General features: G+C 71.5%; 14 protein-coding genes and 2 pseudogenes. 9 read left to right on the top strand and 7 right to left on the bottom strand.

Features of this window, described 5'->3' with window-relative positions:
• Positions 1-52 precede the first annotated feature (52 nt).
• From ACFSC0_RS01105 to ACFSC0_RS01080, 6 genes are all read left to right on the top strand, one after another.
• The gene (locus ACFSC0_RS01105) at positions 53-1,168 is read left to right on the top strand and encodes a glycosyltransferase family 4 protein (RefSeq protein ID WP_377355033.1); all 1,116 of its coding nucleotides are present in this window, start codon (positions 53-55) and stop codon (positions 1,166-1,168) included.
• Positions 1,165-2,274, top strand: coding sequence for a CgeB family protein (locus ACFSC0_RS01100; protein WP_377281191.1), 1,110 nt, complete (start codon positions 1,165-1,167; stop codon positions 2,272-2,274). Before ACFSC0_RS01105 ends, ACFSC0_RS01100 begins: the two co-directional genes overlap by 4 nt.
• Positions 2,275-3,369: a CgeB family protein gene (locus tag ACFSC0_RS01095; RefSeq protein ID WP_377281192.1), complete on the top strand. Its 1,095-nt coding sequence runs from the start codon at positions 2,275-2,277 to the stop codon at positions 3,367-3,369.
• A complete protein-coding gene (locus tag ACFSC0_RS01090) occupies positions 3,366-4,463 on the top strand; it encodes a CgeB family protein (RefSeq protein ID WP_377281193.1) in 1,098 nt (365 codons plus the stop codon). The genes ACFSC0_RS01095 and ACFSC0_RS01090 overlap by 4 nt, the downstream gene beginning before the upstream one ends.
• A gap of 82 nt (positions 4,464-4,545) precedes the next feature.
• Positions 4,546-5,562, top strand: a complete 1,017-nt coding sequence (locus ACFSC0_RS01085) for a UDP-glucuronic acid decarboxylase family protein (protein WP_377281194.1) — start codon at positions 4,546-4,548, stop codon at positions 5,560-5,562.
• A 9-nt stretch (positions 5,563-5,571) separates the two neighbouring features.
• Positions 5,572-6,984 (top strand): phosphomannomutase/phosphoglucomutase, encoded by a 1,413-nt coding sequence (locus ACFSC0_RS01080; protein WP_377281195.1) that lies wholly within the window; start codon positions 5,572-5,574, stop codon positions 6,982-6,984.
• Positions 6,985-7,162: 178 nt separating this feature from the next.
• Here the strand turns inward: ACFSC0_RS01080 and ACFSC0_RS01075 are convergent, their stop codons facing one another.
• Both ACFSC0_RS01075 and ACFSC0_RS01070 read right to left on the bottom strand, forming a co-directional pair.
• Positions 7,163-7,909: a nucleotidyltransferase family protein gene (locus ACFSC0_RS01075; protein ID WP_377281196.1), complete on the bottom strand. Its 747-nt coding sequence runs from the start codon at positions 7,907-7,909 to the stop codon at positions 7,163-7,165.
• Between the two features lie 2 nt (positions 7,910-7,911).
• Complete coding sequence (locus tag ACFSC0_RS01070; RefSeq protein WP_377281197.1) at positions 7,912-9,000, bottom strand: CgeB family protein; 1,089 nt, start codon at positions 8,998-9,000, stop codon at positions 7,912-7,914.
• Between the two features lie 93 nt (positions 9,001-9,093).
• Between ACFSC0_RS01070 and ACFSC0_RS01065 the strand changes: the two genes are divergently transcribed.
• The gene (locus tag ACFSC0_RS01065; RefSeq protein ID WP_377281198.1) at positions 9,094-9,660 is read left to right on the top strand and encodes a DUF1003 domain-containing protein; all 567 of its coding nucleotides are present in this window, start codon (positions 9,094-9,096) and stop codon (positions 9,658-9,660) included.
• A gap of 89 nt (positions 9,661-9,749) precedes the next feature.
• On the opposite strand, the pseudogene ACFSC0_RS01060 reads toward ACFSC0_RS01065, so the two are convergent.
• Positions 9,750-9,836 (bottom strand): annotated as a pseudogene (locus ACFSC0_RS01060) (hypothetical protein); the annotation flags it as partial.
• 200 nt (positions 9,837-10,036) lie between these two features.
• Positions 10,037-10,627 (bottom strand): annotated as a pseudogene (locus tag ACFSC0_RS01055) (Crp/Fnr family transcriptional regulator); the annotation flags it as partial.
• Between the two features lie 185 nt (positions 10,628-10,812).
• Here ACFSC0_RS01055 and ACFSC0_RS01050 point away from each other — a divergent pair.
• Both ACFSC0_RS01050 and ACFSC0_RS01045 read left to right on the top strand, forming a co-directional pair.
• On the top strand, positions 10,813-11,559 hold the full coding sequence (locus ACFSC0_RS01050; RefSeq protein ID WP_377281199.1) for a Crp/Fnr family transcriptional regulator: 747 nt from the start codon (positions 10,813-10,815) through the stop codon (positions 11,557-11,559).
• The gene (locus ACFSC0_RS01045) at positions 11,556-11,810 is read left to right on the top strand and encodes a hypothetical protein (protein ID WP_377281200.1); all 255 of its coding nucleotides are present in this window, start codon (positions 11,556-11,558) and stop codon (positions 11,808-11,810) included. The genes ACFSC0_RS01050 and ACFSC0_RS01045 overlap by 4 nt, the downstream gene beginning before the upstream one ends.
• Before the next feature lie 7 nt (positions 11,811-11,817).
• Here the strand turns inward: ACFSC0_RS01045 and ACFSC0_RS01040 are convergent, their stop codons facing one another.
• From ACFSC0_RS01040 to ACFSC0_RS01030, 3 genes are all read right to left on the bottom strand, one after another.
• Complete coding sequence (locus ACFSC0_RS01040; RefSeq protein WP_377281201.1) at positions 11,818-12,564, bottom strand: Crp/Fnr family transcriptional regulator; 747 nt, start codon at positions 12,562-12,564, stop codon at positions 11,818-11,820.
• A gap of 110 nt (positions 12,565-12,674) precedes the next feature.
• A complete protein-coding gene (locus tag ACFSC0_RS01035) occupies positions 12,675-13,418 on the bottom strand; it encodes a metallophosphoesterase family protein (RefSeq protein ID WP_377281202.1) in 744 nt (247 codons plus the stop codon).
• Complete coding sequence (locus tag ACFSC0_RS01030; RefSeq protein ID WP_377281431.1) at positions 13,402-14,178, bottom strand: nucleotidyltransferase family protein; 777 nt, start codon at positions 14,176-14,178, stop codon at positions 13,402-13,404. The genes ACFSC0_RS01035 and ACFSC0_RS01030 overlap by 17 nt, the downstream gene beginning before the upstream one ends.
• Positions 14,179-14,197 lie beyond the last annotated feature (19 nt).

Below are 14,197 nucleotides of genomic sequence, written 5' to 3'. Positions count from 1 at the left end.
CCCGCCGCTGCGCGGGGGAGGTGGTCCGCGAGGAGGCCGCGTGTCCATTACAGTGAAGCGTACCCCCGGCATCCGTCTCCTGATGACGGCGGATGCGGTGGGCGGAGTTTGGACCTACGCGCTGGACCTCGCCCGAGGCCTCGCGCCCATGGGCGTGCGCACCAGCCTGGTGGTCCTCGGGCCCGAGCCCAAGCCCGACCAGCGGCTCGAGGCCGAGGCCGTGCCCGGCCTGGAGCTGATCGAGACCGGCCTGCCGCTCGACTGGACCGCGCCGGAGCTGGCCGACATCCGGGAGGCCGGCGCCGTGATCCGGGGGCTCGCCCGCGGCGTCTCGGCCGACCTGATCCACCTGAACAGCCCCTCGCTCGCCTACGACGGCGGCTTCTGCGCCCCGGTGATCGGCGCCTGCCACTCGTGCCTGGCCACCTGGTGGAGCGAGGTTCGCGACGGGCCGATGCCGCAGGACTTCCGCTGGCGCAGCTCGGCGCTCTGGCAGGGGCTGATCAACTGCGATATCACCGTCGCCCCCACCGCCGCCTTCGCAGAGGCGACCGCCCGGGCCTACGAGGTCCCGCGCCCGTTCGTGGTCCACAACGGCCGCCTGGCCCCGGCCTTCGCGCCGGCCCCGCGCGAGCGCATGGTGTTCACCGCCGGCCGCCTCTGGGACGACGGCAAGAACATCGGCCTGCTGGACGCCGCCGCCGCCCGGATCGACGCCCCGGTCTACGCGGCCGGCCCGCTGGAGAGCCCCACCGGCGAGCGGCGCAGCCTGGCGCACGCCCGCCCGCTCGGCCGGCTCGCCACTGAGGAGGTGGGCCGCTGGATGACCCGGGCCGGCGTCTTCGCCTCCGGCGCGCTCTACGAGCCGTTCGGCCTGACGGTGCTGGAGGCGGCCCAGGCCGGTTGCCCGCTGGTGCTGTCCGACATCCCCACCTTCCGCGAGCTGTGGGACGGGGCGGCCCTCTTCGTTCCGGCCGACGATCCGGACGCCATGGCCGCGGCGCTGCAGCGCCTGCTGGACGATCGCGACGAGGCCGCCCGGCTGGCCAGGGCCGCCAGGTCGCGCGCCGGCCGCTACTCCGTCCAGGCGATGGCCGAGGGCGTGCGCGACGTCTACCGACTGGTCGCGCCCCAGCTGCGGGTCTCCCGGCAGGAGGCGGCGGCGTGAGGATCGTCTACTTCACCCACTCCCTGGCCTCCTGCTGGAACCACGGCAACGCCCACTTCCTGCGCGGCGTGCTGCGCGAGCTGATCGGCCGCGGCCATGAGGTGGCGGTCTACGAGCCGGCCGGCGCCTGGAGCCTTTCCAACCTGCTGGCCGACCACGGGGAGGCGGGCCTTGCCGCCTACCGCGCCGCCTACCCGGAGCTGTCCTCCACCGCCTTCGGCCCCGAGTTCGATCCGGCCCAGGCGTGCGACGGCGCCGAGCTGGTCATCGTCCACGAGTGGAACGACCCGGCCCTGGTCGCCGCCCTCGGCGCGCACCGCAAGGCCGGCGGACGCTTCACCCTGCTGTTCCACGACACCCACCACCGGGCGGTCAGCGACCCGGAGGCGATCGGCGCCTTCGACCTTTCCGGCTACGACGGCGTCCTGGCCTTTGGCGAGACGCTGGCCGAGGTCTACCGCCGCTGGGGCTGGGGCCGGCGGGTGTTCGTCTGGCACGAGGCCGCGGACGTGGCCCTGTTCAAGCCGCCGGCGCAGGAGGGGCCCCGCGAGGGCCTGGTCTGGATCGGCAACTGGGGTGACGGCGAGCGCACCGCTGAACTCGAGGGCTTCCTGATGGCCCCGGCGAAGGCCGCCGGTCTGCCGCTCGACATCTACGGCGTGCGCTATCCGCCGGAAGCGCTGGCGATGCTCGAGCGCTACGGGGCCCGCTACCGGGGCTGGCTGCCCAACGCCCGCGCGCCGGAGGTCTTCGCCCGCCACCTGGCGACCGTCCACGTGCCGCGGCGCTTCTACGTCGAGGTGCTGCCCGGCATCCCGACCATCCGGGTCTTCGAGGCCCTGGCCTGCGGCATCCCCCTGGTCAGCGCGCCGTGGGACGACGCCGAGGACCTGTTCCGCCCCGGCCGCGACTTCCTCGTCGCCCGCGACGGCGCCGAGATGGTCCGCCACCTGAATGCGCTGAAGTCGGACCCCGCCCTGCGCGCCGACCTCGTGCGCTCCGGCCTCGCCCGCATCCTCGAGCGCCACACCTGCGGCCACCGGGCCGACGAGCTTCTCGCCATCCACCGCCGCCTGGCCGGCCGGCCGGCTCTGGAGACCGCCTGAATGAAGATCGCCTTCTACGGCTCGAGCCTGCTGTCCTCCTACTGGAACGGGGCGGCCACCTACTACCGCGGCATGCTGAGCCAGCTCGCCGCCCGCGGCTACCAGGTGACCTTCTACGAGCCCGACGCTTTCGAGCGGCAGCAGCACCGCGACATCGACCCGCCGCCCTACGCCAAGGTCGTCGTCTACGAGGCCACCGAGGAGGCCGCCCGCCGGGTGCTCGCCGAGGCCGCCCAGGCCGACATCGTCGTCAAGGCGAGCGGGGTGGGGGTGTTCGACGACCTGCTGCTGGAGGGCGTTATCGCCAACGCCGCGCCCCACGCCATCAAGCTCTTCTGGGACGTGGACGCGGCCGCCACCCTCGACGAAATCCGCCGGGACGAGGCTCATCCCATGCGCCGGGCGCTGCCCCAGCTCGACCTCGTCCTGACCTACGGCGGCGGCCCGCCGGTGATCGGCGCCTACGAGGGCTTCGGCGCGAGGCTCTGCCGTCCGGTCTACAACGCCCTGGACCCCGAGACCCACCATCCGGCGCCGGCCCAGGACCGCTTCGCCGCCGACTTGAGCTTCCTCGCCAACCGGCTGCCGGACCGCGAGGCGCGGGTCGAGCGCTTCTTCCTGGATGCGGCCGCCCGTCTGCCGGAGAAGCGGTTCCTGCTCGGCGGGAACGGCTGGGGCGACAAGCCGATGCCGCCCAACGTCGCCGCCATCGGCCACGTGGGCACTGCCGACCACAACGCCTTCAACTGCTCGGCGCTTGCGGTGCTGAACGTCGCCCGCGACTCCATGGCCGACGTCGGCTTCTCCCCGGCCACGCGCGTCTTCGAGGCGGCGGGGGCGGGGGCCTGCCTGATCACCGACGCCTGGGAAGGCGTGGAGCTGTTCCTGACCCCGGGCGAGGAGGTGCTGGTCGCCCGCGACGGCCAGGAGGTGGCCGAGCACCTGGCCGCGCTCACGCCGGAGCGGGCCCGCGCCATCGGCGAGGCCGCCCGGCAGCGGGTGCTGGCCGAGCACACCTACGCCCGCCGCGGCGCCGAGGTGGACGCCCTGTTCCGCGCCGAGGCGGCGAAGAAGCGCGAAAGGAGCCCGGCGTGAAGCTGGTCGTCCTCGGCCTCTCGCTGTCTTCCTCCTGGGGCAACGGCCACGCCACGACCTACCGGGCGCTGCTGCGCGCCTTCGCCGGGCAGGGGCATGAGGTGCTGTTCCTGGAGCGCGACGTGCCCTGGTACGCCGCCCACCGCGACCTGACGCGGCCGGACTTCTGCCGCCTGGCCCTCTACGCGGACCTGCCCGAGCTGAGGGCCCGCTGGGCCGAGGAGGTGGCCGGCGCGGACGCCGTCATCGTCGGCTCCTATGTGCCCGAAGGCGTGGAGGTCGGCCGCTGGGCCCAGGCGACGGCGCGGGGGCCGGTCTGCTTCTACGACATCGACACCCCGGTCACCCTGGCCAAGCTGGCGGCCGGCGACCACGAATACCTCACGCCGGAGCTGATCGGCGGCTACGACGTCTACTTCTCCTTCACCGGCGGGCCGACCCTGCAGACGCTGGAGCGCCGGTTCGGATCGCCCGCCGCCCGGGCCCTCTACTGCTCGGTGGACGAGACCGCCTACCGGCCGCTGGACGTGGCCCGCCGCTGGGACCTCTCCTACCTCGGCACCTACAGCCCCGACCGCCAGCCGACGCTCGAACGCCTGCTGATCGAGCCGGCCCGCCGGGCTCCGCACCTGACGTTCTGCGTCGCCGGGCCCCAGTATCCGGAGCACATCGCCTGGCCGGCGAACGTCGAGCGGATCGAGCACGTGGGCCCGGCCGACCATCCGGCCTTCTACGCCGCCAGCCGCTTCACCCTGAACGTCACCCGCAAGGACATGATCGCCGCCGGCTGGAGCCCCAGCGTGCGCCTGTTCGAGGCCGGCGCCTGCGGGGTCCCGATCATCTCCGACGTCTGGGACGGGCTCTCCAGCCTGTTGGCGCCGGGCCGGGAGATCATCCTGGCGCAAAGCCCGGACGACGTGCTCGCGGCCTTGGACGATCTCGACGAGGCCGCGCGGTGCGCGATGGCCGCCGCCGCCCGCGAACGGATCCTCGCCGAGCACACGGCCGGCCACCGCGCCGCCGAGCTGGCGCGAGAATTAAGCGCGGCCATTGCACGGAAATCCGAGAAAAAGCAGGATCTTCTACTTTGTTGATGATCCAAGAGAACGAAAGCTGAGCTGACGAATTAAGACACGGGGGCGACGCGGTGAAGGTGACGGTCGCGAGGGACTGAGGATGAAGAACGGACGACACAAGCAGGTGCTCGTCGCCGGCGGAGCGGGTTTCTTGGGCTCGCATCTTTGCGAACGCCTGATCGCCGACGGCGCCCAGGTCGTCTGTTTGGACAATTTCCTGACCGGCAGTCGCGAGAACCTGCGCAAGCTGGAACGGCATCCGAGCTTCGACCTCGTCGAGCACGACATCGTCGAGCCGCTGCCGGCCAAGATCGCCAAGAAGCGCTTCGACCGGGTCTACAACCTGGCCTGCGCCGCCTCGCCGCCGCTCTATCAGGCCGACCCCGAGCACACCCTGCTGACCAGCGTGGTCGGCGCGCGCCACCTGCTGAAGCTGGCCGAGGGCTGCGGCGCGCGCTTCCTGCTCGCCTCCACCAGCGAGGTCTACGGCGACCCGCACGCCCACCCGCAGGTCGAGACCTACTGGGGCAACGTCAACTGCACCGGCCCCAGGGCCTGCTACGACGAGGGCAAGCGGGCGGCCGAGACCCTCTCCTTCGACTACGAGCGGATGGGCCGCGCCCAGGTGCGGGTGGCGCGGATCTTCAACACCTACGGCCCGCGGCTCTGCGCCGACGACGGCCGGGTGGTCTCCAACGTGGTCAGCCAGGCCCTGGCGGGCGAGGACATCACCGTCTACGGCGACGGCTCCCAGACCCGCTCCTTCTGCTACGTCGCCGATCTGATCGAGGGCCTCGTCCGGCTGATGGAGCACGAGGGCGCCCAGCCCGGGCCGGTCAACCTCGGCAACCCCAACGAGCTCACCATCCGCGAGCTGGTCGACCTGGTGCTGGCGATCACCGGCTCGTCCTCGGAGGTCGTGTTCCAGCGGCTCCCGGTGGACGATCCCAAGCGCCGCCGCCCCGACATCAGCCGGGCTAAACAGCTGCTCGGCTGGTCGCCCAAGACCCCGCTGGAGAAGGGCCTGAAGGCCACCATCGCCTGGTTCGAAGAGGAGGGCGGCGCCTCCCGCCGCCGCCCGAGCGCGGACCTCGACGAGGCGCTGCTCAGCGCCTGAGGAGGCGCGATGACGCTGGCCCACGACGCATCCGGACCCGCCCCGCCGCCCCGTCGGGCCGGCGGCCGGATCGATCCGCGCGCCGTGCGGGCCTACGACATCCGCGGCCGGGTGGGCGAGGAGATCGACGCCGACGGAGCCTACGCCCTCGGCCGCAGCTACGCGGCGGCGGCGGAGGACGCGGGCCTGTCGCGCATCGCCGTCGGCCGCGACGGGCGCATCAGCTCGCCGAGCCTGGAGCAGGCGCTGGTCTGGGGCCTCTGCGACGGCGGCATGAAGGTCGAGCGGGTGGGGCTCTGCCCGACGCCGATGCTCAGCTTCGCGGTCCGGCGCCTCGGCCTCGACGGCGCGGTGATGGTCACCGCCTCCCACAATCCGCCCGGCGAGAACGGCTTCAAGATCCTGCTCGGTCCCGACCGGGTGCACGGGGCCCGGCTCAAGGCGCTGGTGGAGACCGCGCCGGCCGCCGGGCGCCTCGGCTTCGCCCGCCGCGCGGAGGTCTGCGAGGCCTATGTCGACAGCCTGGCGGCCGCCGCGGCGGGCATGGCCGACCTCTCGATCGCCTGGGACTGCGGCAACGGCGCGACCGGCGAGATCGTCCGGCGGCTGGCCGCCCGCCTGCCAGGACGCCACCGGCTGCTGAACGCCGAGATCGACGGCCGCTTCCCGGCCCACCATCCGGACCCGGCCGTCGCCGCCAACCTCGACCAGCTGGCCCAGACGGTCGTCGAGCACCGCTGCGACCTCGGCGTCGCCTTCGACGGCGACGGGGACAGGCTGGGCGTCGTCGGACCGGACGGGCGCGTGCTCTGGGCCGACCAGCTGCTCCTGCTGCTGGCCCGCGACCTGCTCGCCGAGCGGCCGGGCGCGGCCATCGTCGGCGACGTGAAATGCAGCCGGATCCTGTTCGACGGCGTCGAACAGGCCGGCGGCCGGGCCGTGCTGGCCCCGTCCGGCTACGTCCTGGTGCGCGAGGCGATGCTGCGCGAGGACGCCGCCCTCGCCGGCGAGCTCTCCGGGCACATCTTCTACGACGCCGGCTGGGGCGTGGTGGACGACGCCCTCTACGCCGCCATCCGCACCTTCCTGGCGGTCAGCCGGCTGCCGGGCGGCCTGCCGGCGTTCCGGGAGTCCCTGCCGCCCACCTTCACCACCCCAGAGCTGCGGATTCCCTGCGAGGAGCACCGCAAGCCGCAGGTGGTCCGCGATGTCGCCGAGCGCATGGCGGGGGAGGGCGGCGTCTTCGACGAAGACCTCGGGCTGCGCGTCTTGGGCCCCGACGGCTGGTGGCTGCTGCGCGCCTCCGGCACGGAGCCGAAGCTCACCTGTCGCTGCGAAGCCAACCACCCCGACGCCCTGGAGCGGCTGAAGGCGCGCCTGGCGGCCGAGCTGAAGGCGAGCGGGGTGGAGCCGGGGTTCTGACCCTTCCTCCCCAGCGAAGCGGGGGAGTGGGGGAGGGGGGCGAGCCGACTGCTCCGTGCTGAGAGAGGTGCAGATTGGAGCGCCACAGCGCCGCGCCTGTGGCTTGCCCTTTCCACCACCGGCTCTTCGCTCCGCTCGGCCGGCGGTCCCCCTTTCCCGTGAATGGGAAAAGAAAGAGCTACTCCGCCGCCGGGGAGGCCGCGCCCGCCACCCCCAGCAGCCCCAACGCTTCGCGGTAGCCGCCGAGGGTGCCGACGTCGACGTAGGCCTCGCCGGCGCGCACGCCCACCGCCTCGCCGCCGGCCGCGATCCAGGCGTTGACCAGGGTGCCGAGGTACTCGTCCTCCCGGTCGCGCTCGAGCCACAGGGCGTGCAGCTCGTGCAGCACCCGGCCGGGCAGCCTGAACGCCCCCCAGATCCAGTGCGTGGCCGGCGCGCGCGCCTTCACCTCGATGCGCAGCACGCGGCCAGCCTCGTCGGTGACCACAGCATCGAAGTTTTCCGGCCGCTCGACCGGGAACAGCAGGAAGGCCAGCTTGTCGTCCGGCAGGCGCGCCAGGCCATCGTCCGGGAACCAGATGGTGTCGGGCAGGCCCACGGCCACGGGCTCGTCCGGGTGGATCAGCGGCAGGGCGCGGAACAGGGCGTCGCACAGGCCCGCCGGCTGCGGCTGGACCACATAGGCGATGTCCACCTCCAGGGCCCGGGCGCCGTAGTAGCGCAGGATGTCGCTTTTGCCGGGCGCGATGACGAAGCAGACCTTGCTCGCGCCGGCCCTGGCCATCCGCTCGACGAGGTATTCGCTCACCGCCCGCGGCCGCTCGACGGCGCCCTCCTTGCGGGTGCCGACCGGCAGCAGCTCCTTGGAGAAGGCCAGCGGCTGGATGCGCGTCCCTTGCCCTGCGGCCGGCACGATGCCCCACATGGTCAGGACGCCGCCTTGAGGGCTGCGGGCGCAGCGCTCAGTAGGCCCAGCAGCTCGCCGGCCCGGTGGTCGCTGGTGTGCTCGGCGAGCGTCCGCTCGCGGGCGGCGCGGGCGATGGCCGAGAGTTCAGCGTCGCTCAGGTCCAGCGCCTGCAGCGCCTCCTCGGTGGTGGCGGCGGTGAGGATCTCGCGGCCCGGCGTGAAGAACAGGTCCAGCCCCTCCCAGTCGTCGCTCAGCACCGGGCAGCCGCAGGCCGCCGCCTCGAACAGCCGCCCCGACGGGCAGTAGCCCAGCGCGGCCATGTCCCCGCGCGTGGCGTTCAGCGTCAGCCGCGAGGAGGCGAAGAAGGCCGGATGCTCGGCCGGCGGCACGTGCTCGATGAGGAAGATGTTGTCGGCCCAGGGGAAGTCCGTCCCGTAGCCCGAGCCGCCCAGCATGAACCGCCGGTCTGGGCGCAGCTTGGCCGGCTGCGCGAACAGCGCGGTCACCGCCGCCTGCCGGTCCGCCGAATAGGTGCCGAGGTAGGAGAGCTCGCCGCGGAACCGGTCCTCCGCCGCCGCGGGCCGGTGCACGGCCGGGTCCACGTGGCCGTAGAGTGGCGCTGTGCGCCGCGCGCCGAGCTCCCGCTCGAGCCGCGTCAGAGCCTGACCGCCGGTGTAGCTCAGCACCAGGTCGAACCCGGAAAGGCCCTCGGCCGGCAGGTAGGCGACCTGCTCGCCGGCGGCCAGCCGCGCCAGCGTGACCGGCGTGTCCATGTCGTAGAAGACGCTGCAGCGCCCCAGCTCGCAGGCCAGCGCGCAGGCGGCCGGCCCGTCGGGGCAGTAGGAGGTGACGATCACCGCATCGGCCGCCTTCACCGCCGCCGCGGCCCGGCCCTTCACCGACTCCCAATCGGGGTAGAGCACCAGCTCGCCCGCCGGCAGCTCGGAGAGGTCCCGGTGGCGGGCGTAGTAGGGGACATCCTTCTCGAAGAAGACCACCCGCACCCCGCGGCGGGCCAGGGCGCCGATCAGGCCGCGCCAGAGGGTGGCGTGGCCGTTGCCCCAGGAGGAGCTGACGGTCAGGCCGAAGATGACGATGGACCCGTCCACGTCATCAGCAACACGCCGCCAAGGTCGAGGTTCCGGGAACGCGAGTTCCTGCTCCGGGTTCGTTGGACGACGCCAACCGCGAGGACGAAGGCCATGGCCGCATACGGCCCAAACGAGCGGGTGACCTGGCCGCACGCCGGCGGCGGCCGCGACATGGCCGGCGTCCTGCGCCGCAACATCGAGGCCATGCGCGAGCAGCGGCGGCGGGACCTGGCGAACGCCGGCCGGCAGACGAAGGTCGCCCAGGCGATCACCGACTTCGCCGGCTCCATGCGCTTCGTCTACCTGCACCTGGCCCTGTTCGGCGGCTGGATCGCCGTCAACCTCGGCTGGATCCCGCTGGTCCCGCGCTTCGACCCCACCTTCGTGGTGCTGGCCATGGTCGCCTCGGTGGAGGCGATCTTCATCTCCACCTTCGTGCTGATCGCCCAGAACCGCGCCGCCGCCACGGCCGAGAAGCGGGCCGACCTCGACCTGCAGATCAACCTGCTGGCCGAGCACGAGATCACCCAGCTCATCGCGCTGGTCTCGGAGATGGCCGAGAAGATGGGCGTCGAGAGGAGCCGCGACCCGGAGCTCGAGGAGCTGGCCCAGGACGTCGCTCCCGAGGCCGTCCTGGAGGAGCTGAAGGACGAGCCGCCGGCGCGGAAGGCGGGCTAGCCGGGCGGGTCCCGCTCGACCTCGAAGCTCAGCTGCGCCCGGAACCGGCGCCGGCCTTCCTCGTCCAGCACCTCGATGCTCAGCACGCGGGACGGGGACTGTCCGTCCAGGACGTCATGGGCCAGCTCCAGGAGCGCCCGCACGGCGCAGGCCCGGGCCTCCTCCAGGTCCGCCATCTGCACGCCCTCCGCATCGGGCTCGAAGCCGCCGCCCGCGGAGGTGGGAAAGTAGAAGTGCGGCATCGGCCTCTGTCGTTCGGTCTCAGAGCGCGGCAGGGCGGACCGCCTGCTCCGCGCCCCCGCGCGGGAGCCGGGATTCGGGAGGACGAACCGTTGAAGTGAAGGTAGTTGGGGTCGAAGTCGGCGAAGCGCTGCAGGCCCTCGACATCCAGGACCCTGAGCGCCCGGCCCCTCCAGGAGATCAGCCCCATGTCCCGGAGCTGCTGGATCACACGGTTCACGTGCACCGGCGAGAGCCCCACGGTGTCGGCGAGCTCGACCTGGGTGAGCGGCAGGTCCACCGTGTCTCCCGGCGCCTGCCCCACGCTCTGCAGGCGCAGCAGCAGCTCACAGAACAGGTGGGCGATCTGCTTGTCGGCCGGCCGCCGGCCCATGTTGACGAGCCACTCGCGCAGGACGGCTTCGTCCACCAGGGTGGCCCACCACAGCGCGCGTGTCAGGGCCGGGCTCGTTCGGCTGAGCTGCTCGACGGCCGGCTGCGGGATGATGCCGATGGTCGAGGCCGAGATGGTGGCGATGCTGTGATCCATCTCGCCCAGGATCGCCACGTGCAGGTCGCAGAAGTCGCCGGGAACCAGCCAGGCCATGATCTGGCGCCCGCCGTCCGGAAGCAGCTTGTAGCGACAGGCGAAGCCCTCGATCACCGCGTGAACGTGATCGGGCCGCTCGCCTTCGACGATGACGTCCTCGCGCGGGCCGAAGTTGCGGATGTCGGCGCAGGCCTTCACCAGCGCCTGCTCGTCCTCGTCCGAGAGGTCGGCGCCCTGTCTCAGCTTCGCGATGATCGGGTTTGGCAGGGCCGGCCTCCGGGCGTCTCGATCTAAACCTATGTGTGCGACGTTGGGTTCAACGCACGCGTAAACCAGGGCATGGATTCGACGGCGGATCCGACCATCCCCACCCTGGAGCCTCCGTGGCCGATCGCAAGGACGTCTCGCCCCCGCATACCCGGCTGATCGCCAAACTGGAGGCCATCGGCAGGGTCACGGAGGCGGAGAAATCCGCGCTCGCCGACCTGCCCTACCGCCTGCGCAGTTTCCCGGAGAACGCCGACCTGGTGCGCCAGGGCGACAAGCCGCCCGAGTGCTGCCTGATCGTCGAGGGCTTCGTCTGCCGCTACAAGCTGCTCGGCGAGGGCCAGCGCCAGATCATGTCCTTCCATCTGCCGGGCGACATCCCCGACCTGCAGAGCCTCCACCTGAGGGTGATGGACCACAGCCTGTCGGCGCTGACGCCGGTGACCGCCGCCTTCATTCCGCACGAGGCGCTGCACGCCCTCACGCGGGCCTTCCCCGGGATCGCCGCCCTCTTCTGGCGCGACACCCTGATCGACGCGGCCATCTTCCGCGAGTGGCTCGCCGGCGTCGGGCGGCGCACGGCCAAGGCGCGGATCGCCCATGTGATCTGCGAGGTCTATCTGAAGCTGCGGGCGGTCCACCTGGCCGACGACGGCGGATTCGATCTGCCGATCACCCAAGTGGAATTGGCCGACGCCCTGGGGCTGTCGCCGGTGCACGTCAACCGGGTGCTCCAGGAACTTCGGGCTGATGGCCTGATCGTCTCCAAGGGGCGGTTCGTCATCATCTCGGATTGGGAGCGGCTGAGGGCGGTGGGCGACTTCGACGCCAGCTACCTGCATTTTCGCAGCGAGGCGGCGTGACCCTCCGCTTCCAGCCGGTTCTCGTGGCGACGGGCGAGGAGGGCGAGGGGCAGCTCGTGTTCTGGGAGGACCATCTGGTGGCGGTGCTGGTGCGGCTCTCCGCGCTGCATGACGAAGCCTCGGGCCGGTGGTTCCTGGAGGCCGCATTCGGGCGGCTGGACGGCCCTGCCCATCCGACGTTCGCGACGCTCGACGAGGCGCGGTCCTGGATCGAGGCCGCCCTCCGGCGGCCGACGCTCCGCACGGGATGAGGGCGCCTCAGGCGACCTGCGCCCGACGTTGGGCGACCGGCGCCTGCCCGGCCATGTGCAGATAGCCGGGATCGAACTCGGCCATCGCGCGGAGCGCTGCGAAGTCGTGGACTGTCAGCCGCTGGTTCCTGAAGCTGATCGCGCCCGTTGCGCGCAGCTGCTGCAGCGTCCGGTTCACGTGCACCACCGACAGGCCCAGGGCGTCGGCCAGCTCCGCCTGCGTCAGCGGCATGTCGTAGCGGCCGCCCGCGCCCAGCCCCACCGCGTCCAGGCGCACGATCAGTTCGCAGAAGACGTGGGCCATCCGCTCCAGCGCCGCGCGCCGCCCCAGGCTGACCAGCCGCTCGGCGAGCACGTTGGCGTCGATGGCCGCGAGCCGGGCGAACGCTGCGGCCAGACGCGGGCGCTGCAGGGCCGCTCCGAGCACGTCGTAGGAGATGCGCACGCCCCGGCAGGTGGTCAGCGCCTCGAGCGCATCGTCCCTGACCGCGAACGCCGCCGTCAGGTCGAACGCATCGCCGGGCACATGGATCGACAGGATCTGCCGCGCCCCGTTCGGCCGGATGCGGCTGCGACAGGCGATCCCCTGCAGCAGCACGGTGGCGCCGTCCAGCGGATCGCCCGTGCGCGCGATGGCGGTTTGCGCTGGCGCCGTGAAGGTCGTCCTGGGAAGTTGCGCCAGGAGCTGTAGGTCTTCCACCCCGACGGGGCATATCGCCATCAGTCGTGCGAAGAATAGGTCCAGTATGGTCACGCTTGTCTCCCGTTCAAGACGGGAGTGTTAACCAACCCATGACGCCGGAGAATATCCCAGGTTAAGGCCCGCCCGGTTTATTCACAGGCCGATCACATCAGAGACTTTTGTCAGATTTCGACAATTGTGTATTCGCGCTCCGTCGTGCGAGCGAGCAGGGGACGCGCCACGTTGTAGACCGGCACGCCGCGCGCCGTGCGGCCCTGGACCGATCCGCGGTGGGCGTGCCCGTGGAACACCGCCTTCACGCCGTCGAACCGGTCGATCGTCTCGCCGAGCCGGGCCGAGCCGAGGAAGGCGAAGATCTCCGGCGGCTCGCCCATCACCGTCTCGATCACCGGCGAATAGTGCAGCACCACGACCGTCCGCTCCGTCCGCAGCATGCGCAGGGAGGATTCCAGCTTCAGGTTCTCGTCCACCGAGGCCTGCACGAAGTCCTTGATCGGCCCCTCGCCGAATGGGCTCAGCATGTGCCGGCCGAAGCCGCCGATGAACCCCTTGGCCCCGGCGAACCCGACGCCGCCGATCTCGTAGGCCTCGCCGTCCAGCACCTGCATGCCGGCCTGATGGAGGATCTTGGCCACCTCGTCCGGCTGGCCGCACTCGTAGTCGTGATTGCCCAGCACGCCCACGACCGGGATCGTGCAGGCCATCAGGTCCTCCGCCAGGTTCTCGGCTTCCTTGGTCTTGCCGAAGTTGGTCAGGTCGCCGCACAGCGCCAGCACGTCGGCCTCCGACGAGATCTGCGCGAACAGGTCCCGGTAGGGGTGGGTGTGGTCCTCGCCCACGTGCAGGTCGCCGATGGCGGCCACGCGCAGCGCGCCATTGGCCGCCGGTTCAGGTGATGGGGTCATGCCGCTCCTCGAGCCCCTTGCCTACGACGTCCGCGAAGCCCCACTCGGTGATGTCGGTGACGTAGTCCCGCGGCGAGAACAGCCGGCCGCGGCAGACCCGCACCCGGGCCGGCGGCAGGGTGACCTGCGCCGCCAGGCGGTCGGTCAGCTCCTTCATGATCGTGGCGGGGATCACGTTTCGCTCGGTGGGATAGATGAAGCGGAAGTTCAGGAGGTGGATCAGCAGCACCTCCCAGTAGGGCTCGGCGTAGCGCAGCAGCCGGTCCCAGTCGATCGCCTCGTGCTTCTTCAGGATCACGTGGGCGATGTCGGCGCCGTCGTAGCGGTAGCGGTCCTGGATGAACATCTTCGACCAGATCAGCTCGGTCGGCGAAGTGATCTTGCACTCCACGTCGTAGACCGTGACCGTGTCGTTGTTCTGGAACCAGTCGTCGGTGATCGGCAGCGTCCCGTTCGACATGTTGAAGATCACGTCGAAGAAGTTGCCGTCCTGGAAGACCTTGGCGATCCAGCGCTCGTCCTCCACTTCGGCCCGGTAGCCGCGCTCCTGGAAGAAGGCGAGGATCTTGGGGTAGTCCCCGGCCTTGCAGAAGATGTCGAGGTCCTTGGTGGGCCGGTGGATGCCTGTGTAGGCCGTCACGGCGTAGGTGCCCGACAGCAGGAAAGGCAGGCCGGACTCGGCCAGAAGCCGCAGGCTGGTGGCGAAGAACTCTTCGGCCTCCGGAGGCGGAGAGAAGTCTTCGGGGTTGGTTTGCAGCATCGACAAATTGAGGTCCCTC

The organism is Phenylobacterium terrae, from assembly GCF_042681205.1.
Classification (GTDB): domain Bacteria; phylum Pseudomonadota; class Alphaproteobacteria; order Caulobacterales; family Caulobacteraceae; genus Phenylobacterium; species Phenylobacterium terrae.
This window is presented reverse-complemented; position numbering and strand designations above follow the sequence as displayed.

Bases quoted from the DNA above. Each gene is read 5' to 3' on its own strand.
- ACFSC0_RS01075 (WP_377281196.1), bottom strand. From the start codon at position 7,909: ATGTGGGGCATCGTGCCGGCCGCAGGGCAAGGGACGCGCATCCAGCCG.
- ACFSC0_RS01030 (WP_377281431.1), bottom strand. From the start codon at position 14,178: ATGCTGCAAACCAACCCCGAAGACTTCTCTCCGCCTCCGGAGGCCGAA.
- ACFSC0_RS01095 (WP_377281192.1), top strand. From the start codon at position 2,275: ATGAAGATCGCCTTCTACGGCTCGAGCCTGCTGTCCTCCTACTGGAAC.
- ACFSC0_RS01065 (WP_377281198.1), top strand. From the start codon at position 9,094: ATGGCCGCATACGGCCCAAACGAGCGGGTGACCTGGCCGCACGCCGGC.
- ACFSC0_RS01080 (WP_377281195.1), top strand. From the start codon at position 5,572: ATGACGCTGGCCCACGACGCATCCGGACCCGCCCCGCCGCCCCGTCGG.
- ACFSC0_RS01035 (WP_377281202.1), bottom strand. From the start codon at position 13,418: ATGACCCCATCACCTGAACCGGCGGCCAATGGCGCGCTGCGCGTGGCC.
- ACFSC0_RS01085 (WP_377281194.1), top strand. From the start codon at position 4,546: ATGAAGAACGGACGACACAAGCAGGTGCTCGTCGCCGGCGGAGCGGGT.